The sequence below is a fragment of the Olleya sp. HaHaR_3_96 genome (genome assembly GCF_019278545.1).
Classification (GTDB): Bacteria; Bacteroidota; Bacteroidia; order Flavobacteriales; family Flavobacteriaceae; genus Olleya.
The window spans coordinates 562,246-588,791 of the sequence record NZ_CP058987.1 but is presented as its reverse complement, the minus strand read 5'-3'; the positions used below and the strand labels follow the sequence as shown (position 1 = coordinate 588,791).

Sequence of the window (26,546 nt, the reverse complement as noted above, 5' to 3'; positions counted from 1 at the left end):
CTTTTTTTGAAAATCAGCTTGCATAATACGAAGTATTATATTTTTTTGAAAAAAGCAAGGAATTTTTGATTTATGGTTTAAAATCTTCTAAAATTATTTCTAATTTAGTTTTGATTTCGTTTATTTTTTCATTTTTTAGAATTATTTCTAAGGCTTTTTTTGAATAATAGTCTGCTTCTTTTTTAAATGTGCCTATTTGGTAAACACCTTCGGCTACCAAATCAAAATAATCTTTCAAAATATATAATTTCCATAATACAGAGTAGTCTTTATCAAAATCAAAATTTCTTTGTAAATCGCTTAAAAGATTGTGAGTTTCTGGAAAAGCCTCAGACTCAATTATGGCTGAACATAATTTATTTATTTCTATTATTTCGTTATAGGTTTCACCTAAATAATTTAAGGCTATATTATTTAAATCTGTACTCCAGTTTTTACCTTTGTAGTTAATTGAAATTGCATCAAAATAAATTGTATTCAACTCAATGTTTTCTATAATTTCTTCTGAATCATACAGCCAATTTTCAAATTCTGAAACAGCTATTTTCTTAGTTAAAACGTCGAATATTTTTAATTTTAAAGCTTCCATTGTTTATTATTTGATACAAAGAATAAGCTTTGATACGCAATCTTTTTGCGTACTAGATATTTTCTTATAAATTACAAGAAATATTTTAGAAAATGGCAGTAAACAAAAACGCATTAATTAGATATAAAACTATTGATAAATGTCTTCAAAACAATTTTAAGCAATGGACGCTTAATGATTTAATTGAAGCGGTTTCTGATGCCTTGTATGACTATGAAGGTAAAGATGTAGATGTTAGTAAACGTACAGTGCAATTGGACTTGCAAATGATGCGTAGCGACAAATTGGGTTATAATGCACCAATTGTAGTTTACAATAGGAAGTATTATAAATATGAAACTGAAGAGTATAGTATTACAAATAGTCCGATTTCTAATCAAGACTTAACTAAGTTGTCGGAAGCGGTTTCTTTTTTAAAACAGTTTCAAGGTTTTTCTCATTTTGATGAATTGGGTAGCATGGTTCAAAAACTAGAAGACCATGTGTATACTCAAAAAACACATGAGAAGTCATTAATAGATTTCGAAAAAAATGACAATTTAAAAGGCTTAAAATATTTAGATAAACTCTATCAGTTTATTTTGAAGAAAGAAGCGATAGATATTACTTACCAATCCTTTAAGGCTAGACAAGAAAACACCTTTGTGTTTCATCCGTATTTGCTAAAAGAATTTAGAAACCGCTGGTTTGTTATAGGTAAACGAAACAAAAATGAAGGGGTAATGAATTTAGCTTTAGACCGGATAATTGCCTTAAATAAAAGTGAAAATAGTTTTGTCTTTGATGCAACATTTAATTCCGAAACATATTATAAGGATGTTATTGGGGTTTCTGTAAGTCCACATTTAGAACCTGATGCTGTGTTGCTGTACGTTAATCATAGACACGCGCCTTACGTGTTAACGAAACCTTTTCATCATTCTCAGAGAGAAGTGAGTCGTGATAATTATGGTGTAACAATAGCTTTGGACGTGCAGCTTAATTTTGAGCTCGAAAAAGAAATTTTAGGTCTAGGCGAAGGCGTAAAAGTAATTGCTCCAGAACGTTTAAAGCGAAATATAAAAGAACGTTTGTATGATGCTGTGGATGCTTACGAGACAGAAATTAATGATAAGAATCTACGCACAGTTGCAAAACGATTAGAGTATAAAGGTTTTGGAATTTTAAATCATGTGTATTCAAAAAGAGATATTAGAAAACTAAAAGCGAGGTTGGATACTTATATAAAAACGCATGGTGAGCAGGCTTTTGGAATGCGTGAAGTCTTAAAAAAGGTGCCAGAATTAAAAGATATTTTATTTAATAAGAATTGTAAGAAACTGATTAACTCAATCAGTAAAAACGTGTTTTTAACTAAAGCTATTTATTTTGATAAATCACCAAAGGACAATTGGTATGTTAGCTGGCATCAAGATGTACCTATAAATGTTTCTGAAAAAGTAGAAATTGAGGGGTTTAAGTCATGGACTAATAAAAAAGGAGTCATTAGTGTTTGTCCACCTGAAAATATTTCTAAAAACACTTTCGCGATGCGTATTCATTTGGATGATACGACAATTAAAAATGGGGCTTTAAAAGTGATTCCGGGGTCACACAATAAACGTTTAAATGATGAAGAAATACAACTTATTTCTAATAATTCAATTCCCTTTGTCAGTGAAGTTGCTGCTGGCGGTGTGCAGTTAATAAAACCTTTATTATTGCATGCCTCTTCTCAAACAACGGTGCAAAAAAGACGTCGTGTATTGCATTTGGAGTTTTCTTCAGTGGAATTACCTAATGAATTGCAGTATGCCGAACGTGAAGATCTATAGTTGTTTTTGAAGATAAACGGTTTGATTTTTTTCTAATAAAATTTTGTTTTCAAAAAACACAATATCGTCATCTAATAACGCTTCAATTAAGTAGTAGTGTCCTTTAAAATAAGAATGTATTACAGTCGCTTTAAGCTCAGAATGTGATACCATTTTTAATTGATGCGCATAAATTATAGCGTCATTAATTATATTAAACTCACCAAAAAACGAGGCTATTAATGGTGCTTCTGGGTTTTTGAATAAATTTTCTGGGCTATCATTAACAACAATTTTGTTGTCATACAAAACAATCATTCTGTCTGCAAAACCTAAAACATCTTCTCTGTCGTGTGTTGCAACAATACATGTAATGTTTTTATCTTTTAAATATCGATACACATTACGTCTAAGCGATTGTTTTTGGAAGTTGTCAATATGACTAAAAGGCTCGTCCAATAAAATAATTTCGGGCTGTTTTGCTAACGCACGAGCTAATGCGACACGTTGTTTTTGTCCACCACTTAAAGTTTTTACTTTGGTTTTAGCAAGCTCTGTAAGCTCTACGACTTCTAGAAGTTCTGCGGTGCGTTCTTTTTTTTCTTCTGGAAAAAAATTAGACAGGTGTTTGCCTATATTTTCTTCAACGGTTATAAAAGGCATCAAGTCAAATTCTTGAGAGACGTATTTCATGAATTCGTAACCGACAACTAAATTGTATTTAGGGCCTAAAATTTCGTTGTCTCTCCAGAAAATCTGGCCTTGATTTAAGTCGGATTCGCCAAAAATAAGATTTAGCAAGGTGCTTTTTCCTGAGCCACTTTCGCCAATAATGGCAACATTTTCACCTTGATTAGCAGTGAAATAAATATCTTTTAAAACAGGTGTTTTATTATAAGAAAAGGTAAGGTTTTTAACGTCCAGCATAAAACAAAAATAACTAAAAAAACCGCTCAATGACTTGAGCGGTTTTAAATTTTGAAAAAAAAATGCTATGGTTTAATTCCAACCGCCACCTAAAGCTTGGTATAGTTTTACGTTAGCTAATAATTGATCCCTTTTAGTTTCTATAATTTCAATTTTAGAATCTAAAGCTTCTCGTTGCGTAAGTAATACTTCTGTATATTCAGCTCTTGCAGATCTAAACAATCTAAGAGATAATTCTATAGATTCTGTAAGTGCTTGTACTTGGTCTTCTTTAAGCTCATAACTTTTTTTAAGATTATCTACATTAAATAGTTGGTTTTGGACTTCCATAAACGCATTTAAAATGGTTTTTTCGTATTCAAAAACGGCTTGCAATTGTCTGTCATTTGCATTTTTATACTCTGCTTTAATCGCATTTCTGTTAATTAAAGGGCCTACCACATCTCCGACGAGATTGTATAATAAAGATTCTGGAGTGCTTGTTAAATATTTAGGCTTAAAAGCTTCTAAACCTACACCGGCTTTAAGACCAATAGAAGGATAAAAATTAGCTTTTGCAACACTTACATTTAGTTTAGAGGCAGATAACTCGTATTCTGCTTGTCTAATATCTGGGCGATTAGCTAATAACTGAGCAGGGATTCCAAAAGACATGGCATCTACCGTAGTGGTTATAAAATTATTGGAGCTTCTAGTTATCGTTTGTGGATAACGACCAACCAAAAAGTTAATTAAATTTTCGGTTTCAACTATTTTTTGCTGAACTAGAAACTTGTTACTCTGGTTTTTATAAACATCGGCTTCAAAACGTCTTACAGCTAGCAATGTTGCTCTGGCGGCTTCTTTTTGAAGTTTTACCATTTTTAAAGCTTGTTGTTGAATCTCTAAATTTTGTTCGATAATTCCCAATTGATTGTCTAGTGCCATCAGCTCGTAATATGAACTTGCAATTTCGGTTACCAATTGTGTTACCATAAAATGCTTACCTTCAACTGAAGCTAAATATTCTAAAACTGCGGCTTTTTTTTCGTTTCTAAGTTTTTTCCAAACATCCAGTTCCCAAGAAGCTGTAAGTCCTGCTGAAAAATTAGTTAATGGTTCTGGAAATTCTTCACCTTCACGAATGTCTAGATGTTTTTCAACTGCACCATTTCTAGTATATTCTCCTACTTTTTCAACTTCAGCTCCAGCGAAAGCATTAACAAATGGGAGGTACTCACCTTTTTTGGCTTGTATCTCGTTTTTTGCCATATCTACTTGTTGCAGCATCATGTTTAACTCTTGATTGTTAACTAATGCAGTGTCTATTAAAGCGACTAAATTAGGGTCTTTGAAAAAATCTTTCCATTGTATGTTGGCAGTATTGGTCGTGTCTTCAGTTTGACTTTTGTACTGCTCAGGAACGGTCTTGTTTTCTTCTCTAACATTTTTAGTGGGTACACAAGAATACAATGATACTAGGGCTAAAACACTTATCAAATAGAGTGTTCTAATCTTTATATGTTTTTTTATATTATTCATCTTTGTTTCTTTTACTTAGTTTTTTAAATAGACTTTTCAGTTTACTTATTTGTTCCGTATTTTCTTTGGTTTGTTTACCCGCAGATTCACTATTTCTAATAAACTCTTCAGATAATGGCTCATGGGATTCATCCTTAATAAGACTTTTTCCTTCAGCCATTTTAGCAAAAATGTAATATAATCCAGGAATGACTAATACCCCACCAAGGGTTCCAATAAGCATTCCTCCTAAAGCAGAACTACCAATGGTTTTATTAGCAATCGCACCTGCTCCAGATGCTACTATTAATGGAATTAACCCAGCGATAAAGGCAAAGGACGTCATTAAAATAGGTCTGAATCTGGCTCTAGAACCTTCAATAGCTGCCTCCAGAATTGTAGCTCCTTCCCGTTGTTTTTGGACTGCAAACTCTACAATTAGTACCGCGTTTTTACCAAGTAATCCGACCAACATGATGACTCCAATTTGCGCATAAACATCGTTAGCTAATCCCATAGCTTTTAATAGGAAAAATGAGCCGAAAACACCGACGGGTAGTGATAGTATTACTGCAAAGGGTAATAAGAAGCTTTCATATTGTGCAGCTAAAACAAAGTAGACAAATATTAGTACGACTATAAAAATATAAGTGGATTCGTTACCTCTACTTGCTTCATCATAAGATAGTCCTTCCCAAGCAATATCATAACCTCTAGGAAGTTCTTTAGCGGCAACGTCCTTAATGGCATTAATGGCATCACCACTTGTAAATCCTGAAGCTGGTAAGCCTCTAATGGATGCTGAGTTGTAAAGATTGTATCTTGTAATCTCATTAGGTCCTAGTTTTTTAGTGATGGTCATAAATGCAGAATATGGTACCATTTCTCCTTCTTCATTTTTAACAAAAAGCTTTTCAAGATCGGATGGTAAGCGTCTATATTCTGGTCCTGCTTGTGTGTAAACTTTAAAGAATCTACCAAAGCGAATAAACCCTTGCTCGTAAGTACTACCAATTAAAATATTCAAGTTTTCCATTGCTTTGCTAATGGTTACCCCTTTTTGCATGGCAATCTTGTTGTTTATTTTTAATTGATATTGTGGGTAGTTTGCAGAGAAGAATGTGAACAGACCTGTTAGCTCTTTACGTTTAGATAAAGCTTCTATAAAGTTGTTGTTAATCTCTTCAAAATGATGATAATCTGTTGAATTCGTTTTGTCTAATAGACGCATGGCAAACCCTCCAGAAGATCCAAACCCAGGAACAGCAGGTGGTTCAAAATACTCGATAACCGCACCTAAGTCTTTAGTCTCTTCCTCTAGTTCTTCCATGATTTCGTGAACGGTGTGTTCACGGTCCGACCAAGATTTAAGATTAATTAAACAGGTTCCGGCATTAGATCCACGACCTTCCGTCATGATCTCGTAACCGGCTAAAGAGGATACTGATTCTACACCTTCTGTTTCTTTACATATTTTTTGAAGTTTTTTAGCGACTTCATTCGTGCGTTCTAACGTTGCGCCGGGTGGTGTTTGAATAATAGCGTAAATCATACCTTGATCCTCATTAGGTATAAATCCTGCTGGTAATACTTTGTTGGTAAAATAAATACCGACACAAAAAGCGGCTAATATCCCAAAGGTTATCACGCGTCTTGCTACAATTTTATTAAGTATTTTAACATACCTTCCAGTTAGTTTTTCAAAACCATTATTAAACCAGTTGATGAATTTATCTATTGGCGATTTTTTAATTTTTCCATGATTGTTTTTAAGTAACATCGCACATAATACAGGTGTTAATGTTAATGCAACAATTGCTGAAATTACAATAGCGCCGGCCATAGTAATAGAGAATTGACGATAGAAAACACCAACAGGTCCTGTCATAAATGAAATAGGAATAAAAACAGAAACCATCACCAAAGTAATAGCGACAATAGCTCCTCCAATTTCACCTAACACTTCATACGATGCTTTGTAGGGAGTGAGATGTTCTTCTTCCATTTTAACATGGACGGCTTCCACAACGACAATAGCATTATCGACGACAATACCAATAGCTAGTACTAAGGCAAACAATGTTATTAAGTTGATGGACAATCCAAATAATTGCATTACAAAAAAGGCTCCAATTAAAGATACAGGTACGGCTATAATCGGGATTAATGTAGAACGCCAATCACCTAAAAATAGAAATACTACAATAGCTACTAAGATAAAAGCATCTCTAAGGGTGTGTAATACTTGTTCTATAGACGCATCTAAAAAGTTAGACACATCATAACTAATTTGAAAATCTACGTTTGGAGGTAATTCTACTTCTAACTCTGCTAGTTTTTCTTTTACAGCATCTATTACATCGCTACCGTTACTTCCAAACGTTTGTTTTAATACTATTGAAGCAGAAGGTTTTCCATCTAAGTTGGAGTAAATATCAAAAAACTCACTTCCTAGATTGACATCTGCAATATCTTTTAATTGAATGATTTCACCTTCTTTATTAGCACGAATTATAATTTCTTCGTATTGCTCAGGTTCGTTATAGCGGTCTTCATAAGTTAGTACATATTCTAAGGATTGTGCAGTCATACCAGAACTACGTCCTAGTCGCCCAGGTCTGGCTAAAATACTTTGCTCTTCCATGGCTTCTAATACTTCTTCTGCAGAAATATTATACGCGCGCATACGGTCTGGTTTTAGCCAAACTCTCATGGCATATTTTCTACTTCCTAAAATTTGAGCACTTGCAATCCCCTTAATACGTTGGATTTCGGGTATAACTTTAGTGTAAGCGTAGTTATATAAAAATTTTTCGTCGTTGTTTTTATCCGTGCTAGATAAGTTAACGTACATTAACATACTAGGTTGGACTGGGGATATGATAACCCCTTCACGTTGTACCAATTCTGGTAATAGTGGCATCACTTGATCTACACGTGTTTTTACTCGGACAACAGCTTCGTTTGGATCTGTGCCTGGTTCAAAAATAACACGAATGGTTGCTTCTCCAGCACTGGTTGCATCGGACGCGATATAACGCATATCTTGCACACCATTAATGGCTGTTTCTAATGGAATTAATGTCGAATTAACTAATACTTCTGAACTAGAACCAGGATAAGCGATAAAGATATTTACCGTTGTTGGTGCTATTTGTGGGAACTGAGATATAGGAAGTTGCTTGATGGCAAGTCCACCTATAAATAGAATGATCACCGAAATGACAATAGCCAGAACGGGTCTTTTTATAAATTGTTTAAACATGTCTTTTGTAGATTAAATTCTAAAATTATTCAGCGTATAAGTCTAACTCAGACATTACTTTGTTTGGCTCTAAAAACGTGGTTTCTATTTCTTCATTGTTTTTAACCATTCTGATACCTTCAAGTAAGATGGTATCGTTTTCGGATAGTCCTTTGCTAACAATAAATAGATGTGGTAGCTCTGCGCCAATAGTAATTTCTTTTTGTTTTACGATATGGTCTTGGTCTACTATAAAAACATAAGTTTTATCTAAGACTTGGAACGTTGCTTTTTGAGGAATAATAATAACGTCTTTAAAAGGCACTGCCATTAATACGCTACCTGTTTCGCCATGTCTTAGGATGCGATCTGGATTTGGAAATGTTGCTCTAAAAGCAATATTTCCTGTTTCGCTGTTAAACTCTCCTTCAATAGTTTCAACAATTCCTTTTTGGTTGAATTGTTTGTTGTTGGCCATTAGTAAGCCGACTTCTTTTTTAGTGTCTTTATCGGCGCTAGTAATATAGTCTAGGTATTCTGCTTCTGGAACATTAAAATAGACCCACATTTGACTATTGTCAGACAATGTTGTAAGTAGTTCACCTTCATCTAAAAGACTCCCTTCTCTTGCTTCTAAATGGTCCATGATACCATCAAAAGGCGCTGTGATTCTAGTAAAACCTAAATGGGTTTGTGCTAAAGTTACTTCAGCATTAGCTTTATCTAGATTGGCATTTGCCATCGCTAATTCATTTTGAGAAACGACATTACCATCCGCCAATAGTTTCGTGTTTTGTAACTCAATTTCGGCAGCATTAGATTCGGCTTTAGCCTTCTGTAATTCTGCTTGATAAATATTTGGCATTATTTGGAACATGGCTTGTCCTTTTTTAACATGTTGCCCTTCGTCTACAGAGATGTGTTTTAGGTAACCTCTCTCTAAAGCTCTAATTTCTATATGTCGAATGGAGTGAATTTGACTGACGTAATCTTTAGTTATAGTGGTGTCTTTTTTAATAGGATTGGTAACAAGAAAAGCAACGTGTTCTTTCTTTTCTTCTTTTTTAGTTTGGCAACTTGTATGAAATAGACACGCGAATAAACCCATGAAAATGAAGATTTTTTTCATAATTTTTTATTTAAAATAAATTGGTAAAATAAAATGTGATTGTAGCAAATCAAAGCCAAGAAGGCATAAGATGGGCTGTTTGTGTTATATTATGTTTGTGAAATAAATAATAAACCAATAAGAGCTGGTCTATAAAAAAGAAAGAGAAATCAGATTATAAAGACTTCTAATTTAACGTGAAGTTTTGTCGCAGGTTGACAAACTTTATAGGTGAAACTGTTGACCTCTTTTTGAAGTTTAGAGGATAAATCACTTAATAATTGGGCATGAAACAGTGACGAGATATAACTGCTGAAAGAGTTAATAGTCGTGCGACTAACAGCGTCTTCGTTTTCTGCTTCTTCGGCTTCTGTGTAATCGAAAAACAATTCGATTGCTTCATTTTGTTGAATAGAAAAATGAGAAGTATTGTTTAAATGAATGTCAATTGAAGCTTTAATGTCATGATTGTCAACTAAAGTATAGTCCACGTCAATTGCAGTATGTGCATATGCGTTAGTGACTGCTGTTAACAACAAGAGTGTTATTAACGATAAATATTTAGTGACTATTTTGTTCATTTACGGGTGCAAAACTAGAGTAATTGATTATTACCACCAAAATAAAGATTGTTTTTTAAGTGTTCTTTAAGAAGAAAAGTAGATTAATAAAAAAGTCGCTCTGATTTAGAGCGACTCTTTAATATAAAGTTGGTTTTATAACTATTCGATAACAATATTGCTGTTATACATTTTGTAGGTGCCGTCCTCTTGTTTTACGCAGGGTTTGTATTCTCCTTTGTAGACTTTGAAGATAATTTCTTCTCCATCATTGGTTATTATTGTGTTTTTTCCGTCTCCAAAATGACGTAATGTTTTGATATCATTTTCGTAAATGTAAATTTCTGGTTTTACTTTAGAATCTAACGATGCCATACCAGATTTAATATTTGGAACAAAATTTTGAATTTCTATTTTCGAGTAGTTTATAGGGTCTTTAGATTTGTAAGTGTATTGTCCTGCAGGTATTGTTATTAGGTAGGCGCTTTTTGGCGTTAAATTTAAAGTTCTTAAATTTAAAGTTTGTAAGCTATCTGAACTTTGTAAAGATTTTGAGCTTTCAAAACGATTTAGTATCGGCTTGTAATTTGAAGTCCAAGTATCAAAAAAGCCAGTGTTTTTCTTAACAATTTCAAGATAAGTTTTAGCAGCTTCTAAGTCTTTTTTTAATAAACTAGCAGAGGTTAAATTAGCATAAATTACTCTGTTTTTTATCTTGTCTTTGACTTTTTTACCAAAATCAACATCTAATTGCGTTGTCCATAAAGCAATAGCTTTGTCTATTGTAGCAATATCATTACTGTTATCTATAATAGAGTCTATTAGGGGTTGTGAGCTAGTGTTAAAGCTTTCTGCAGGACCGCCCTTTGTTTTTTTGAATGTTCCAAAAGGAATTTTTAAATCAGCACTCCCAGAAAATAGATGTTCATATTCTTTAAGTAATTTTTCTACGTAGTCAGTAACAATTAATGCTTTTATTGCATTTTTACTTTTGTTAGTGTATTTACTATCAGCTGCTGAAACATTATTGGTTACTGTGTCGTCTATAGTTAAAAGTATTTTATTGTCTTTATTTAAAACGATGATGTGGTAGGATCCGTGTAAAACAAGCAAACCTGGACTTTTTGATAATTGATTTCCTAAAAAACCTACAATTACTTGTAAGTCGGCATTGTCTTCAACACGTTCTAATCCGCTTAGATTTATACCTTCTGTATTAGATGCTATTGTTGGGTTACTATCAGTAGGCGTGTAGTTCCAATATTTGCCATCATCTTGAATAGTATAACTATATGTTTTTGTGTCCTTTAGTATTTCTGGTTGTTCAAAAGTGACTTTAATATCGTGAGTTTTAACATCCGCTTTTTGGGCATTCATTATTAGTCCTGTAAGAGCTACGCATACAATTAGGATTGTTTTTTTCATTAGTTTTTAAAATTTCGGTTAGTTTAGGTTTTGGCAAATATAAAAAAAGGCGACTAATAGAAAATGTTAGTCACCTTTTTTTTTTGAAGTAATGATTTTTAATCTTTAAAACCTTCTATTTCAGTAGGTAGAACATCAAAGCCCATATTGAATAGTGTGAATCCATAAATGTCTGCATATTGTTCTATGGTTTTGCTAACAGGTGTTCCTGCGCCATGTCCTGCATCTGTTTCAATTCTTATTAATACAGGGTTCTCTCCTGTTTGTTTAGCTTGTAATTCTGCAGCAAATTTAAAACTATGCGCAGGTACAACTCTGTCATCATGATCTCCCGTGGTTACCATCGTTGCTGGATATTGAATACCGTCTTTTACATTGTGTACTGGTGAGTATTTTTTTAGATAGTCAAACATTTCTTTGTTATCTTCTGCTGTTCCGTAGTCATAAGCCCAACCTGCTCCTGCTGTAAAGGTATGATAACGTAGCATGTCTAAAACTCCAACTGCTGGTAATGCAACCTTCATTAAGTCGGGACGTTGTGTCATTGTGGCACCAACTAATAAGCCTCCGTTTGAGCCTCCTCTTATTGCTAAAAAGTCTGATGAGGTATATTTATTGTCAATAAGATATTCTGCAGCAGCAATAAAATCGTCAAATACATTCTGTTTCTTTAACTGTGTTCCTGCATCATGCCAAGCTTTTCCGTATTCTCCACCACCACGTAAATTAGGTACGGCGTATATCCCTCCTTGCTCCATCCACACAGCGTTAGCGATACTAAAACTAGGTGTTAGACTAACGTTAAATCCTCCATATCCGTAAAGTATAGTTGGGTTTTCTCCATTAAGTTCTAGTCCTTTTTTATGTGTAATAATCATAGGTACTTTTGTACCATCTTTTGAATTGTAGAATATTTGCTTGCTTTCGTAATTTTCTGGATTAAAATCAATGTTCGGTTTGCGGAATAGCTCCGATGTTCCGTTTTCAATATCATATTTATAAATACTTCCTGGCGTAACATAGTTTGTGAAGGAATAGTACAATTCTTTTTCTTCCTTTTTTGCACCAAAACCACCAGCACTTCCAACACCAGGTAATTTAACCTCTCTTATTAATTTACCGGTGTAATCATATTGCATGACTTTAGAGACGGCATCAACCATATATTCTGTAAAGAAATAACCTCCAGCAGTAGAAGGGCTCAATACATTTTTAGTTTCTGGTATAAAATCTATCCAATTTTCTGGGCTAGGGTTTGAAGCATCTACCGTAACTATTTTTTGGTTTGGAGCGTTAAGGTTGGTAACAATATATAATTTGCTGTCCTCATTTTCGATAATATAAGTATCACTATCTGTGTGATTTAAAATAGTCTTAAAATCGCTATTTGGTTCGCTTAAATCTTTAATTAATAGTTTGTTTCCGGAAGTAGATACTCTTGGAGAGATAATTAAATACCGATTATCTTCGGTAACACTGCCGTAAATATATCGGTGTTTTTCTTCAGGTGTACCACCATAAATTAATTGATCTTGTTTTTGTGGTGTCCCTAACTTGTGATAGTATACTTTATGTTGGTCCGTTTTTGCAGATAGCTCACTTCCTTTAGGCTTGTCATAACTTGAGTAGTAAAATCCTTCGTTTTTGTACCATGACATGCCGCTAAATTTTATGTCTACTAAAGTATCTTCTACTATTGTTTTAGATTCCGTATCCATAACTAAAATTTTACGCCAGTCACTTCCGCCTTCTGAAATTGCATAAGCTAAAATTTTTCCATTTTTTGAAAAACTGGTACCACCAAGCGAGATTGTGCCATCTTCTTTAAAAGTGTTCGGATCTAAAAATACGGTTGCAGTACTTGGGTCTTCTCCTGTTTTATATCTGTAGATTACATATTGATTTTGTAATCCGTCATTTTTATAAAAGTAAGTGTGGTCTCCTTCTATAAAAGGAGCACCTATTTTTTCGTAATTCCATAGTTTTTCAAGACGTTGCTTTAATTGGTCTCGATATGGGATGTTATCTAAATAACTGTAAGTTGTTTTGTTTTCCGCTTTGACCCAGGCTTCAGTTTCCGGACTTTTATCATCTTCTAGCCATCTGTATGGGTCTTTTACTTCTGTTCCAAAATAGTTTGTCACAGTGTCTACTTTGGTTGTGGTTGGGTATTCTAGAGTAATTTTTTTACGCGGTTGTTTTTCTTCTTCTTTACACGACATAATTATGGTAAGGGTTAATAGGCAGAGTGCTATCTTTTTCATGTTAAATAGGTTTTTGGTTACGACTATAAATTTAAACAAAAAAGTGCTTGTTTATTATAAACAAGCACTTTTAAGATTTTAAGCTTGGACTGTATTAGGTGACAGTAAGCTCTTATTTGTATGTTAAACTAATTTGTTTTTGACTAAATATTCTGCTATTTGTACTGTATTTGTAGCTGCTCCTTTACGTAAATTATCACTAACGATCCACATGTTAATAGAATTTGCTTGAGATAAATCACGTCTTATACGACCAACAAAAACGTCGTCTTTACCATTAGCATATAAAGGCATTGGGTAGGTGTTAACATCTGTATTGTCTTGGACAATAACCCCTTCTGTTTGACTTAGTAATTGTCTTACTTCTGCTAGATCAAAGTCGTTTTCAAAAGCAATATTTACAGATTCACTATGCCCTCCGGCAGTTGGTATTCTTACGGCGGTTGCAGTTACAGCGATAGTTTTGTCATTTAATATTTTTTGAGTTTCGTTAACTAATTTTAATTCTTCTTTTGTGTAACCGTTGTCCTCAAAGACATCACAATGTGGAATTGCATTTTTAAATATTGGATAAGGATACGCCATTTCTCCTTTAATTCCAGCTAACTCATTTTCTAGTTGTTGCACAGCTTTTACACCCGTTCCAGAAATAGATTGATAGGTGGATACTACAATACGTTTGATTTTGTATTTTTTATGAAGCGGTGCCAGACACATTACCATTTGGATGGTAGAGCAATTTGGGTTAGCTATAATTTTATCGTCTTTGGTTAATTGATCTGCATTAATTTCTGGCACGACTAATTTTTTGTTTTGATCCATTCTCCATGCAGAAGAATTGTCGATAACCGTGGTGCCAACTTCTGCAAATTTAGGAGCCCATTCTAATGAGGTGTTTCCTCCAGCGGAAAATAACGCAATATCCGGTTTTGAATTTACAGCATCTTGTAAGCTTACAATGGTGTAATCTTTACCGTTAAATGAGATTGATTTACCTACAGAGCGTTCTGATGCTACAGGAATAAATTCTGAAATAGGAAATTGTCTTTCTTCTAATACTTTACGCATGACTTCTCCAACCATTCCGGTTGCTCCAACTAAAGCTATTTTCATTTTAAATACAAATTAAATTAAGTGATAAAATTAGCGTATTTGAGTAAAGAACTAATATAAAAAGTATTAATTTTTTCGTAAAAATTTGGCATAAAAAAACCGATTTTAAATTTAAAATCGGTTTTTGATGATAATAACAGAATTTAGATTACTTTTTTAAAGCGTCTCTGATTTCCATTAATAATTGGTTATCAGAAGGTCCTGCAGGTGCAGCAGCCTCAACTGGTTTTTTAGTTTTGTTATATGCTTTAACAATTAAGAACATTACAAAACCAACAACAAGTAAGCTTATGATTGTATCAATCCACGCACCATATTCTACAGCAGCAACACCTGCTTCCTTAGCGGCAGCAACAGTAGCAAATACTTGATCTCCAGGAGTCCAAAACTGGTCAGAGAAACTTGCTCCTCCAGTGACTAAACCTATAAGAGGCATAGCTATTTTAGAAACGAAACCGTTTATAACTGCTCCAAGAGCTCCGGCCATAATTACAGCAACTGCAAAATCAATTACGTTACCTGTCATAATAAAATTCTTAAATTCTTTAAGCATAATCTGTCTATTTTAAATGTTAGTTAATATTAATTACCTCTAATTTAGTTAAAATTTTAACAAAAAACAGAAAAATAAGGACTAACGACTATTAGATTATCGATAAATTACACGTTTTATCCGTTGAGATACAGCGGTCAACAACTCGTATGAGATAGAGTTTACATTTTCAGCTAAAGCCTCTGCGGTATGATTTGGGTCAAAAATAATGACTTCATCACCTTCTTGACAGTCAATATTGGTGACGTCTACCATAATCATGTCCATACAAACGTTTCCTAGTATGTACGCTTTTTGGTTGTTTATGGTTACAAAGCCATGACCATTGCCATATTGCCTTTTAATACCATCAGCATGACCAATTGGTAATGTCGCTGTTATGGTGTCTTTTTTAGTGATGTAACCTCTGTTGTATCCTAAGCTCTCTCCTTTTTTTAAATGATGAATTTGAGAGATAATAGTTTTTAAAGAGGCTATTGGTTGTAGGTGTTTATTAAATTTTGGGTCGTTTCCAAAACCGTATAATCCTATACCGCTTCTGACCATATCAAAATGTGCTTCAGGATAATTTAATAATCCGGAGGTATTACATAAATGAAGGACTGGTTTGTAGTCTAAGTAAGTATATACTTTTTTATAAATCGTATTGAAGCATTCTATTTGCTTTAAGGTAAAATCCGGATGTTCCAGTTCTTCGCTTTCTGCTAAGTGAGAAAACAGACTTTGTACTTTTAGGGCTTCGGATTTAGATAGTTTTTCTACAATTTCAGGAATATCATCTTCTACAAAACCTAGTCTATTTAGGCCTGTATTAAATTTTAAATGAACAGGGTAGTTGTGTTGCTTATGTATTTCAGCGCAAGCGATAAAAAGATTTAGTAGACGTTGGGAGTATAAACTTGGCTCCAAGCAACGTTCTATAATTGTATCAAAACTAACGGGTAGTGGGTGCAATACTAAAATAGGAGTGGTTACACCTGCATCACGCAGTGCAACCCCCTCATAAGTATAAGCGACTGCAAAGTAATCTATATCTAATGTTTCAAGATATTTTGCAACTTCTTCAGCATCACTACCGTAAGCAAATGCTTTTACGACAGCTAGAAATTTTGTGTTTCCGGAGAGTTTAGATTTTAAATACTCAAAATTATGTTTTAGCGCATTTAAATCTATTTCTAAAACGGTTTCTTGAGCCTTATTGATCATTACTTGTATTCAGTTTTTGATCAACTTCTTCGGCATCCTGCACTTTAATGTCTTTAATTTTTTCGCGTAGGGTAGCTTTGTAATATGCAGCTCTGCTTAATGGCTCATATTCTTCTGTTTCACCCAATAATACAAGATTATCGTTTGCAGATTTTCTGAAACTATATTGTGCTAAATTTCCTGTTCTGGTGCATACTGCATGTACTTTTGTGACATACTCGGCAGTCGCCATTAGATTAGGCATTGGCCCAAAAGGGTTTCCTTTAAAGTCCATATCTAATCCAGCAACAATAACACGAATACCTTTGTTTGCTAAGTCGTTACAAACTCTGACAATCTCATCATCAAAAAATTGTGCTTCGTCAATACCAACCACATCACAGCCGTCTGCTAATATTGGAATATTTGCAGCTGCGGGAACGGGAGTCGATCTGATTTCGTTAGAATCGTGAGAGACAACCATCTCCTCGTCATAACGTGTGTCAATAGCTGGTTTAAAGATTTCAACTTTTTGTTTAGCAAATTGGGCACGTTTAAGCCTACGGATTAACTCTTCTGTTTTACCAGAAAACATTGATCCACAGATGACTTCAATCCATCCAAATTGTTCTTTTTGATTTACTGTATTTTCGAGAAACATTTTGTAAATTTAGCGCTAAAACGTAATGTGTTTACGTTTTATATAAAGGTGGGTCAAATTTATTAAAAATCAAAAGGCTAACTTGCAATAAATTCAAAAATTATAAAAAAAAATAAAACCATGAAGAAGAAATTAGAATCAGAATTAATGAGTATAGCCCATAGGATTCTAAAGCTAGGTGGTAAAGAGGATGTTAACCAAATGCATGCAGAAGTTGCAGCTTTGTATGAAAAGCTAACGGTTTTAAAGTTTGCAAGCGAAAATTTGGACGATGCTTTGCCAACCATAGGTAATGATTCTTCATTTTTTGATATGTTAGACTCTGCTTTTAATAATAAAGTAAGTGATAATATTGAAGTAGATAATAAAACGTATATTAATCTTGATGATGATGAGGATGACGGTATTATGGAGCCGTTAATGGAGAAAATCAAGGATATCGTTGCTCAAATGCCGGATGAAACACATCAGGTAGATGAGTTGATTGCTTCTGTTATTCCTGAGCAAGATTATAGTAAAAATGATTTTGAAAATATAACGGCTGGATTTGATGATATTCCTGTTTTTGAACCTGTGTCAATGTCTGAAGCTAATGAGAAAAAGAGTTTGAATGACAAATTAAAATCGGGATTAAATATTGGACTTAATGATAAGTTAGCATTTATTAAACACTTGTTTGGTGGAGAGGCTGATGATTATAATAGAGTGTTGTCACAATTAAATACATCGTCTTCGTTAGCGGAGGCAACTAATTTAATTAAAAATGTTGTGAAACCTGAGTATAGTAATTGGGAAGGAAAAGAAGAGTACGAAATCCGTTTTATGGAAATTATTGGAGCAAGATTTGAGTAGCTTAAATAATTGTAAAACGTTAAAATAATGACATGAAACAAACATCTATAAAGAACATATTATATTGGATTACAACTATTTTGGTTTGCGCTATATTTTTGTATTCTGCCCAAATGTATTTTTTTAATACTGAAATGGCACAAGGCTATTTTAAAAGCTTAAGTTATCCTGGTTATATCGTTATTCCTTTGGCTATTATAAAAGTGCTTGGAGTGGTCATGATTTTATGGCGTAAAAGCACTTGGTTGACAGAATGGGCTTATGCAGGTTTCTTCTTTGATGTCATATTAGCTACGGTTGCTCACTATAATGCTGGTCAAGGCCTTTTTGGCTTATCCTTTTATGCTGTTTTTTTAGTATTGATCTCTTACTTTTTAGGTAAAGATGTGCGTCAAAAAAATAAATTAGTTATTTAATGATAAGGGGCTTTTAAGTGTATAGCAATTGTAAATTTGTAACGTAATAATAGAGCTTGGACTAATTTAAAAGATTTTAAACTTGGGTTCTAATTGATAGAAAAATGAGTAAATTATACATAATTCCAACGCCAATTGGAAACCTTAAAGACATGACATTTAGAGCTATTGAAGTTTTAAAGGACGTCGATTTAATTTTAGCAGAAGATACACGTACCTCAGGGAAATTATTAAAACATTACGAGATCGGTACGCAAATGCAAAGCCACCATATGCATAATGAGCATAAAACGGTGGATAATTTGGTACAAAAATTGAAAGCAGGAGTAAGCATTGCTCTAATAAGTGATGCGGGTACGCCAGCTATTTCTGATCCAGGATTTTTATTAACTAGAGCGTGTATAGAACATGGTATTGAAGTAGATTGCCTTCCGGGAGCAACTGCGTTTGTACCCGCATTAGTAAATAGTGGTTTTCCAAATGATAAGTTTATTTTTGAAGGCTTTTTACCAGTAAAAAAAGGACGCCAAACAAGATTAAAATTATTAGCCGAAGAGACTAGAACCATTATCTTTTACGAAAGCCCGCATAAGTTAATCAAAACCTTAGGTCATTTCTGCGAGTATTTTGGAGAAGATAGACCCGTCTCTGTTTCTAGAGAATTAACTAAATTATACGAAGAAACGATTCGCGGTACCGCTAAAGAAGTTTTAGAACATTACACTAATAAGCCACCTAAAGGTGAAATTGTAATTGTGGTAGGCGGAAAAAGTAAATAAAATCAGAACATAACATAACGATGACTATAACAGCGTTTAAATTTAAATTAAAAAACACACCAAATACAATCGCTTTCGCGGAAACGATGCAAGTAGTGGACACGTATTTTGATTTTACACCAACAGCTTTTACAAATGGTTTGGTGCAAAATGCTGAAGGAGAAAATTCGGGATCATGTAAAGTGTTTGCTTTTGCAAAAACAGAAGCTTTATCTAAAACCGAAACCTTGGCCTGTTTTGGGCAGTATTATTTTGATGAGGTTTTAAACCACCCCAACGGAACAGGTCATCAAAATATCAGAAACTTTATGATAACAGGTTTTGAAGGGTTGCATTTTAATCAAAAACCATTAACCAAAAAATAGAGTTCTGTAATAATTAGTGGAGAAGCTTCTAGACAACATATCGCAATGTACTATTTGTAAAGCTCACTTGCCATTAGGTCCACGTCCAGTGATAACAGCTCATGTAGACTCTAAAATTATAATCATTGGTCAAGCGCCAGGGACTAAAGTCCATAATTCAGGGATCCCTTGGGACGATCAAAGCGGTAAAAAGCTAAGGCAATGGTTAGGGGTAAGGGATGCTGATTTTTATGACACTAAAAATTTTGCCATTATACCTATGGGGTTTTGTTATCCTGGCAAAGGTAAAACAGGCGATTTACCACCAAGAAAAGAATGTGCTCCAGAGTGGCATGATGTACTACTTAAACAGATGCCAAAAGTGGAGTTGGTGATACTTATCGGTGCCTATGCGCAAAAGTATTATTTAAAAGATAGAGCAAAACGCACGTTGACAGAAACCGTTGGGGACTATAAAACCTACTTACCAAAGTACTTTCCTGTGCCACATCCATCACCTACCAATCGTTTTTGGCGAAGTAAAAACCCTTGGTTTGAATTGTCTATCGTTCCAGAATTACAGAAGGTTGTAAAGCAAATTTTAAAATAAAAAAACCTCACTATCTCTAGTAAGGTTTTGGCTATCGTTTTATCTTATTTTTTGAAACGTTTCTTGACTATAAAAAAGGAAATGATTCCGATAAGTAATAAAGGCCAAATGTTGATAAGGATAATTATAAAAGATTCAATAAAATACCAGCCATTAGAGAGGCCTTCTTTGGCGCTGTTCCAAAATGTTTTAGTGTAACTTTCTGGCGTTTCTTTATAATCTACAGATTCGTATAAATCTATTTGAATGGTACTAAAAGCCACTTTGTTAGTTAGGTACTTTAAGCGTCCTTGAGCAGCTTCTATTTCTTCTTGTATAATTCGTAGTTTGTCTTCTGTCTTTAAAATATCTTCAACTGTTTTTGCATTTGTGCGTAAAATAGTTTCGTAACGTGTCTTAACTTCAATTTTAGTTTTTAATCGTGTTTCTATGTCAATATATTCCTCTGTAACATCTTTAGTGGTGATGTTTTCATATTCGACAAAATCAACAATGATATTGACGGAATCCATGACGGTATCAAAGTGTTTTTGAGGGACTTTTATTGTGAATCTATTCTCTTTTTTATAAAGATCATTCTGGAATCTTAAATCAGAAATATATGCTCCGTTTTTTTGCGCAATAGCTTTAATTTTTGATGTGGCTTCTTTTACATTTTTTACTTTATAACGGGCAGTTGCGGATTTAATAATTTTTAGATCTAAAGGAATGTTACTTTGATCTATTTTATAGCTGTTAACTGTTTTGTCTGATTCTGCTATTTGAAAATCATCAGAGATATCTACTGTTTCAGTAGTTAAAGATTCCTTATACGAGTTATTGTTGCACGCATAACAAAATGTACATAATGTAATTACTAAAATTTTAAATCTATTTTTTAAGAGCATTGCTTTCATAATTTTATATTTTTAAGAATTATATAAGCAAACCTATAAACAGTAGGTTGTTATCTTTTGAAAAGGACTTGTAAAACCCTTGTAAATGGATTTACAAAGCCTAAAGCGTTTATTTTTAATAAGTTATATTGAATTGAAATCTAAAGAAAATCACTTTTTTAATCTGCTAAAGAGCGCTGTAGAAACTGCTTTTTTGGAAAATAATAGTACATCTACGCCTATTAAAGATTGGAAAGGTGAAGAGATTGTTGTTTTTCAGGACGATTTATTTAATAAGGTAAAAGGTAAGGTTAGCGAGAAATGGTTTTATACATATATAAAAAACACTTCAGAAAAGTTACCAAGAATAGATGTCTTAAATTTATTAAGTAACTATGTTGGTCATACCAATTGGAATACTTTTAAGGCGAATCATAAAACAATAGAACACGGTCTAGATATTAAGCAAAAGAAAAAGGTTTCAAAATTATGGCTATTAGTATTGCTTCCTATAATTGGTATTGTCTATAATTTTAAAACAGAAAACACATTTGAGTTTTGTTTTATTGATGCCATAAAAAACGAAAATATCACCTCTATTCCTTTAGATATTATTGTATTGCAGGACAACCAATCTCCAATCTATTATAAAACGGATAGTCTAGGATGTTTTTCATTTAAAACACCGCAAGAGGTTATGCGGTTTGTGGTGCAATCACCATATCATAAAACGGATACGATTGTAAGACATATAAATTCTAACGCGAATCAAATAGTAAAGGTTGCGCCAGATGATTATGCTTTAATGATACATTATTACGCAAATGGCAATGTAAAAGATTGGAAACAACATATTGAAGAGTTAACTATGTTAATCGCTCAAGAAGCTAAGATTTACCGCTTATTTAAAAACAACATGGATATAGAGTTGTATTCTAAAGACGAATTTATACGCATGCTTACCATTCCTACTAAAAGTTTAAAACGTACAGAAATATTGGCTAAAGAGATTAAAAACGGAAAGATTGTAACTCTAAAATTTATTGTAAAATGAGAAGAATAATTTACGTTTTTAGTATTCTGTTAGTAGTGTCATGCAGTAACCGTAGAGAAAAAGCTAGTCCAGAAAGCATGAGGGCCGATGAGGTTGTTACTAGTGAAGCGCTTTTAAGTAAAAAGGATGTTGTTGATTTAAACACCTTTGAGTATCAGGAACTGAGTTCTCAAAAATTACAAGAGCTGTATGATTTAATTAGCTTAAAAGAAACGCATCCAGAATTTTCAGAAACAATAAGCTCCCAATTAAAGGATTATACAAATGATAGTATTAGCAGCTCTCTAACTTTAAGTGGTGATGTTGTGATTAAAAACATACAACTACAAGGTGATATTATTAAAGTTTCAGATTCTATTAAAAAAATGAAACTCTATTATGATGTAGTCTCTAATAATACTATCCAAAAAGATTCTGTTTTAGCAACAATTAGTAGTACTACTATTGCTTTTGAAGATAAAATGATACAGTCTAAAAAGATAAAATTTAGTCATTTATAGTGTCTGCAATAAAAAAACCTCACTATTTCTAGTAAGGTTTTTGATATATAATAATTATAAATAAACTTTAATTATACGTGTTTTCCAACTTCAAAACCGTGTTTGCCTAAGTATTGGTTTCCACTATCAATAGCATCTTCTTCTAAGGTTGTTCCCATACTATCATTCCATCTGTTTAGGTATCCAAATAACGAGATTACACCAAGCATTTCTACAATTTCTCCTTCATCCCAATGGTCGTGTAAACGTCTTTTGATTTCGCCATCAACAGCATTTGGTACTTGACTAGCAGCTAAACTAAAATCTAAAGCAGCACGTTCTGCATCATTAAAAGCAGGGTGTGTTCTGTATTCCCAGATATTATCTAATTGCTCTTGTTCTGCGCCATAACGTTCTGCAGCTCTAATGGCATGTGCTTGACAATAACGACAACCTGTAGCATTACTGCTTACCCATGCAATCATTCGTTTTAAAGCTGAGGTTACACGACCTTCATTAGCCATAACCGCTTTGTTTAAATTGATAAAGGCTTTGCTAATAGCAGGTCTACGTTGCATGGTTAAAACCGAATTTGGACAAAATCCAAGGGTCTCGTTAAAGAATGTTGCCAGTTCTTTAGTTTCTAAATCGTGATCTGCTGTTAAAGGTGTTATTAAAGGCATTGTTTTTTGTTTTTAAGTAGTATTTTTGATTGATATCAATAAACGAAAAAATATTCAATTATGTCGCATAAAATTACAACCAATTGGAAAGGAAACATGTTATTCGATTCTGATAACCCAAGTGGTCACCATGTTTTAATGGATACAGATGTAGAAGGTAAAGCGCGTGAAGGATTGTCTCCTAAAGCCTTAATGTTGTCATCCTTAGCGGGTTGTTCTGGATTAGACGTTGTGTCTATTTTAGATAAAATGAAAATTAATAGCTATGATTTAAAAATGGAAGTTGAAGGTTTGTTAACTGACGAGCATCCTAAATATTATCATACCGTAATTTTAGATTATCATTTTACTGGTGACGGTTTAAACGAAGAAAAAATAAATAGAGCAGTACAATTATCAGTTGAAAAATACTGTGGTGTTATGGAGATGTTTAGACGATTTGCGGAAGTTAAAACTAATGTGCATTTTCATAATAAGTAATCGTATTTACTTAGAAAAGAGTCTAATTTTTATTCTAAATTCATTACATGCGCTGGACCTTAAAACCAAAACCTAATCCTGAAACTGTTAAATCTTTAGCAGATAGTTTGCAAATTGATGCACCCATTGCATCTCTTTTAGTGCAGCGAGGTATTGAAAATTTTGAGGATGCTAAATCTTTTTTTAGACCTAGCTTAGACCATTTGCATGATCCGTATTTAATGAAGGATATGGATAAGGCTGTGGTGAGGATAGAGCACGCTATTGCTAATGATGAAAATATATTGGTATATGGCGATTATGATGTCGATGGCACGACTTCTGTCGCATTAATGTCATCGTATTTAAAAACAAAAACACCCTTAGTTGCGACTTATATTCCTGATAGGTATGGCGAAGGTTACGGGGTCTCTTTTAAAGGAATTGACTTTGCGGAAGACAATGATTTTGGTCTTATTATAGCATTAGATTGTGGAGTAAAGGCGGTAGATAAAGTCGTTTATGCGAAAGAAAAAAACATAGATTTTATAATTTGTGATCACCACAGACCAGGAGCAGTTGTACCAGATGCGGTTGCTGTTTTAGACCCTAAGCAAGCCGATTGTAATTACCCTTATAAAGAGTTATGTGGTTGTGGTGTTGGATTTAAATTAATCCAAGCCTTAGCAGGAAAAGATGGTCAAACTATTGATGATTTACTGCCATATTTAGATTTAGTAGCCACTGCAATTGGTGCTGATATTGTTCCCATTACAGGAGAAAATAGGATTTTGGCATACCACGGATTAAAAGTGGTGAATCAAAAGTCGAGAGCTGGATTTAGAGCGATTATCAATCAGCTTAAAAAAGACACATTAACTATTACAGATGTTGTGTTTACTATTGCGCCTCGTATTAATGCTGCAGGACGAATGAAACATGGACAATATGCGGTTGACTTATTAACTGAAGTTGATTTTGATACAGCGGTTACTTATGCTGAAGAAATAGAAGAATTTAATACAGACCGACGCGAAACGGATAAAACCATTACGGTTGAAGCGTTAGCACAAATAATAAAAAATAAAGAAGAACAAAGACTAACCTCTGTAGTGTATCAAGAAGATTGGCACAAAGGGGTTATTGGTATTGTAGCCTCAAGATTAATAGAGACGTATTACAGACCAACATTGGTGTTTACTAAAAGTGGGGATAAATTAGCAGCCTCTGCAAGATCAGTTTCTGGGTTTGATGTCTATAATGCTTTAGAGGCTTGTAGTGAGCATATCGAACAGTTTGGAGGGCATATGTATGCTGCAGGTTTAACACTTAAAGAAGAAAACTACGAAGCCTTTAAGCAGGCGTTTGAAGACGAAGTTTCTAAAACCATAGATAAAAATTTACTAACACCAGAAATTAGAATTGATACGACTTTAGAGTTGAGTGCTATTGACGATAAATTTTGGCGTATTGTTAAACAGTTTGCGCCTTTTGGACCTGGGAACATGACACCTATTTTTATGTCGGAAGATTTAAAAGATACAGGTTACGGAAAATGTGTTGGAGAGGATGATAAGCATATTAGATGCACAGTGACACAATCTGGCAGAGAAAAATTTGTGTGTATTGGTTTTAATTTAGGCGATAAATTAAACCTTATAAAAGATAGAAAACGTTTTAAAGCGGTCTATTCTGTAGACGAAAATCATTGGCAAGGCAATGTGTCTTTGCAATTAAAATTAAGAGATTTAAAAGAGTAATATGGCTAAAAATGATCCATACGCAGCATTAAGAATAAGAGAGTTTAATATCTTTTTATTATTAAGATTTGCCTTAGTTTTTGGTTGGTCCATGCAGTTTATTGTTATTGAGTGGGAAGTGTATACCTTAACTAAAGACCCCTTGTATTTAGGATTAATTGGGTTAATGGAAATTATTCCTGCTTTTAGTATGGCTTTATTTGCGGGTCATATTGTAGACCAAAGAGAAAAACGAAATCTGTTAGCATTATGTATCGCAGCGTTTTCTTTAATTAGTTTGGGCTTGTTTTTATTGACTTGGGATACGGTTGTTGGTCATTGGGAAACCAATACTATTTTATACTGTATTTATGCTTTGGTCTTTTTTGGAGGTTTTTTACGATCGTTTTTTGGGCCTACTATTTTCTCTTTAATAGCTTTATTGGTTCCCAAAAAAATCTATCCTAATGCGGCGACCTGGAGTAGTAGTACTTGGAAAGCAGCAACCGTTTTAGGAGCTTTATTTGGAGGTTTTTTTATAGGTTGGATTGGTGTGGCTAGTACATTATGTATTGTGTTTGTATTAGTGGCTTTGGCTTTTGTTATTACATTTCAGATAGAAAAGAAGCCTATTTTAAACCCTAATATTGGTGAGTCTGTAAAGGAGAGTTTAAAGGTTGGACTTAAGTTTGTGTTTAGTAATAAAGCTATTTTAGGGGCTTTGTCTTTAGATATGATTGCTGTATTATTTGGTGGTGCAGTTGCTTTATTATCTGTTTTTGCTCAAGATATTTTACATGTTGGGCCAAAGGGCTTTGGTGTTTTAAATGCGTCAATATCTATTGGTAGTATATTAACTATGTTTATTACAACCTACTTGCCGGTTAGTAAAAATGCAGGTAAAAAGTTATTAATTTCCATTTTTGGTTTTGGAATTTGTATTATCATTTTTGGAATGTCAGAACTGTTCTGGGTTAGCGTCTTAGCCTTGTTCTTTTCTGGAGTAACAGATGGCGTGTCCATGGTCATACGTCAAACCATATTACAATTAAAAACGCCTGATCATATGCGTGGTCGTGTAGCCTCTGTAAACAGTATGTTTGTTGGGTCGTCTAATGAACTTGGTGCTTTTGAAAGCGGTATTGCTGCCAAATATTTAGGTGGTGCTGCTAGAGCTGTGATTTTTGGAGGTGTCATGACATTGTTGACTGTCGCTGCTATTGGAGCAAAAAATAAAACCTTAAGAAACTTAGATTTAACTAAGGATATTGAGGATCATGAAAAAGAAGAGGAGTAGACCTATTTGTTTTTAGATTATCTTTGTTGTTCCTTTA

The 26,546-nt window shown here is 33.6% G+C and carries 25 protein-coding genes; 11 read left to right on the top strand and 14 right to left on the bottom strand.

Annotated elements, in window-relative coordinates; genetic code table 11:
* Nucleotides 1-70 precede the first annotated feature (70 nt).
* Nucleotides 71-589 carry a hypothetical protein gene (locus tag H0I26_RS02480; protein WP_218700866.1) on the bottom strand — a complete coding sequence of 173 codons (519 nt, stop codon included), beginning with the start codon at nt 587-589 and terminating at the stop codon, nt 71-73.
* A 92-nt stretch (nt 590-681) separates the two neighbouring features.
* Here H0I26_RS02480 and H0I26_RS02475 point away from each other — a divergent pair, with 92 nt between their 5' ends.
* A complete protein-coding gene (locus tag H0I26_RS02475) occupies nt 682-2,403 on the top strand; it encodes a WYL domain-containing protein (protein ID WP_218700865.1) in 1,722 nt (573 codons plus the stop codon).
* On the opposite strand, the gene H0I26_RS02470 is transcribed toward H0I26_RS02475, so the two are convergent.
* The 11 genes from H0I26_RS02470 to H0I26_RS02420 all read right to left on the bottom strand — a co-directional run bounded on the left by H0I26_RS02470 (nt 2,398) and on the right by H0I26_RS02420 (nt 16,922).
* Nucleotides 2,398-3,309, bottom strand: a complete 912-nt coding sequence (locus H0I26_RS02470; protein ID WP_218700864.1) for an ABC transporter ATP-binding protein — start codon at nt 3,307-3,309, stop codon at nt 2,398-2,400. The two genes, H0I26_RS02475 and H0I26_RS02470, sit on opposite strands and share 6 nt — an antisense overlap.
* A 72-nt stretch (nt 3,310-3,381) precedes the next feature.
* Nucleotides 3,382-4,830 (bottom strand): TolC family protein, encoded by a 1,449-nt coding sequence (locus H0I26_RS02465; protein ID WP_218700863.1) that lies wholly within the window; start codon nt 4,828-4,830, stop codon nt 3,382-3,384.
* On the bottom strand, nt 4,823-8,074 hold the full coding sequence (locus tag H0I26_RS02460) for an efflux RND transporter permease subunit (RefSeq protein WP_218700862.1): 3,252 nt from the start codon (nt 8,072-8,074) through the stop codon (nt 4,823-4,825). The genes H0I26_RS02465 and H0I26_RS02460 overlap by 8 nt, the downstream gene beginning before the upstream one ends.
* 25 nt (nt 8,075-8,099) lie before the next feature.
* Nucleotides 8,100-9,182: an efflux RND transporter periplasmic adaptor subunit gene (locus H0I26_RS02455; protein ID WP_218700861.1), complete on the bottom strand. Its 1,083-nt coding sequence runs from the start codon at nt 9,180-9,182 to the stop codon at nt 8,100-8,102.
* A 149-nt stretch (nt 9,183-9,331) separates the two neighbouring features.
* Nucleotides 9,332-9,742 (bottom strand): hypothetical protein, encoded by a 411-nt coding sequence (locus H0I26_RS02450; protein WP_218700860.1) that lies wholly within the window; start codon nt 9,740-9,742, stop codon nt 9,332-9,334.
* Nucleotides 9,743-9,883: 141 nt separating this feature from the next.
* Entirely contained in the window at nt 9,884-11,146 is a 1,263-nt protein-coding gene (locus H0I26_RS02445) for a hypothetical protein (protein WP_218700859.1), read from the bottom strand.
* Between the two features lie 98 nt (nt 11,147-11,244).
* The gene (locus tag H0I26_RS02440) at nt 11,245-13,410 is read right to left on the bottom strand and encodes a prolyl oligopeptidase family serine peptidase (RefSeq protein WP_218700858.1); all 2,166 of its coding nucleotides are present in this window, start codon (nt 13,408-13,410) and stop codon (nt 11,245-11,247) included.
* Between the two features lie 123 nt (nt 13,411-13,533).
* Nucleotides 13,534-14,523, bottom strand: a complete 990-nt coding sequence (locus H0I26_RS02435) for an aspartate-semialdehyde dehydrogenase (protein WP_101015675.1) — start codon at nt 14,521-14,523, stop codon at nt 13,534-13,536.
* Nucleotides 14,524-14,671: 148 nt separating this feature from the next.
* Nucleotides 14,672-15,076, bottom strand: coding sequence for a large conductance mechanosensitive channel protein MscL (gene mscL / locus H0I26_RS02430; RefSeq protein ID WP_101015674.1), 405 nt, complete (start codon nt 15,074-15,076; stop codon nt 14,672-14,674).
* A 96-nt stretch (nt 15,077-15,172) separates the two neighbouring features.
* A complete protein-coding gene (gene alr / locus H0I26_RS02425) occupies nt 15,173-16,279 on the bottom strand; it encodes an alanine racemase (protein ID WP_218702016.1) in 1,107 nt (368 codons plus the stop codon).
* Nucleotides 16,272-16,922, bottom strand: a complete 651-nt coding sequence (locus H0I26_RS02420; RefSeq protein WP_101015673.1) for a thymidine kinase — start codon at nt 16,920-16,922, stop codon at nt 16,272-16,274. Before H0I26_RS02420 ends, alr begins: the two co-directional genes overlap by 8 nt.
* Nucleotides 16,923-17,042: 120 nt before the next feature.
* Between H0I26_RS02420 and H0I26_RS02415 the strand changes: the two genes are divergently transcribed.
* From H0I26_RS02415 to H0I26_RS02395, 5 genes are all read left to right on the top strand, one after another.
* Nucleotides 17,043-17,774 carry a hypothetical protein gene (locus tag H0I26_RS02415; protein WP_218700857.1) on the top strand — a complete coding sequence of 244 codons (732 nt, stop codon included), beginning with the start codon at nt 17,043-17,045 and terminating at the stop codon, nt 17,772-17,774.
* 32 nt (nt 17,775-17,806) lie between these two features.
* Nucleotides 17,807-18,190: a DoxX family protein gene (locus H0I26_RS02410; protein WP_218700856.1), complete on the top strand. Its 384-nt coding sequence runs from the start codon at nt 17,807-17,809 to the stop codon at nt 18,188-18,190.
* 104 nt (nt 18,191-18,294) lie between these two features.
* Nucleotides 18,295-18,969, top strand: coding sequence for a 16S rRNA (cytidine(1402)-2'-O)-methyltransferase (gene rsmI / locus H0I26_RS02405; RefSeq protein WP_218700855.1), 675 nt, complete (start codon nt 18,295-18,297; stop codon nt 18,967-18,969).
* A gap of 20 nt (nt 18,970-18,989) precedes the next feature.
* A complete protein-coding gene (locus H0I26_RS02400; protein ID WP_218700854.1) occupies nt 18,990-19,334 on the top strand; it encodes a HopJ type III effector protein in 345 nt (114 codons plus the stop codon).
* Between the two features lie 16 nt (nt 19,335-19,350).
* Nucleotides 19,351-19,923 (top strand): uracil-DNA glycosylase family protein, encoded by a 573-nt coding sequence (locus H0I26_RS02395; protein ID WP_218700853.1) that lies wholly within the window; start codon nt 19,351-19,353, stop codon nt 19,921-19,923.
* A gap of 44 nt (nt 19,924-19,967) precedes the next feature.
* Here the strand turns inward: H0I26_RS02395 and H0I26_RS02390 are convergent, their stop codons facing one another.
* Complete coding sequence (locus H0I26_RS02390; protein ID WP_218700852.1) at nt 19,968-20,819, bottom strand: DUF4349 domain-containing protein; 852 nt, start codon at nt 20,817-20,819, stop codon at nt 19,968-19,970.
* A gap of 85 nt (nt 20,820-20,904) precedes the next feature.
* Here H0I26_RS02390 and H0I26_RS02385 point away from each other — a divergent pair, with 85 nt between their 5' ends.
* On the top strand, nt 20,905-21,852 hold the full coding sequence (locus tag H0I26_RS02385; protein WP_218700851.1) for a hypothetical protein: 948 nt from the start codon (nt 20,905-20,907) through the stop codon (nt 21,850-21,852).
* On the top strand, nt 21,849-22,352 hold the full coding sequence (locus H0I26_RS02380; RefSeq protein WP_218700850.1) for a hypothetical protein: 504 nt from the start codon (nt 21,849-21,851) through the stop codon (nt 22,350-22,352). Before H0I26_RS02385 ends, H0I26_RS02380 begins: the two co-directional genes overlap by 4 nt.
* 71 nt (nt 22,353-22,423) lie before the next feature.
* Here the strand turns inward: H0I26_RS02380 and H0I26_RS02375 are convergent, their stop codons facing one another.
* Complete coding sequence (locus H0I26_RS02375; protein WP_101015664.1) at nt 22,424-23,014, bottom strand: carboxymuconolactone decarboxylase family protein; 591 nt, start codon at nt 23,012-23,014, stop codon at nt 22,424-22,426.
* A 60-nt stretch (nt 23,015-23,074) separates the two neighbouring features.
* Here H0I26_RS02375 and H0I26_RS02370 point away from each other — a divergent pair, with 60 nt between their 5' ends.
* Genes H0I26_RS02370 through H0I26_RS02360 form a run of 3 tightly spaced genes read left to right on the top strand, consistent with a single transcriptional unit; the run spans nt 23,075 to nt 26,509 of the window.
* Nucleotides 23,075-23,494, top strand: coding sequence for an OsmC family protein (locus H0I26_RS02370; RefSeq protein WP_218700849.1), 420 nt, complete (start codon nt 23,075-23,077; stop codon nt 23,492-23,494).
* 47 nt (nt 23,495-23,541) lie between these two features.
* Nucleotides 23,542-25,233, top strand: a complete 1,692-nt coding sequence (recJ, locus tag H0I26_RS02365; RefSeq protein WP_218700848.1) for a single-stranded-DNA-specific exonuclease RecJ — start codon at nt 23,542-23,544, stop codon at nt 25,231-25,233.
* Between the two features lies 1 nt (nt 25,234).
* Nucleotides 25,235-26,509, top strand: a complete 1,275-nt coding sequence (locus tag H0I26_RS02360) for an MFS transporter (protein ID WP_218700847.1) — start codon at nt 25,235-25,237, stop codon at nt 26,507-26,509.
* Nucleotides 26,510-26,546: the final 37 nt, after the last annotated feature.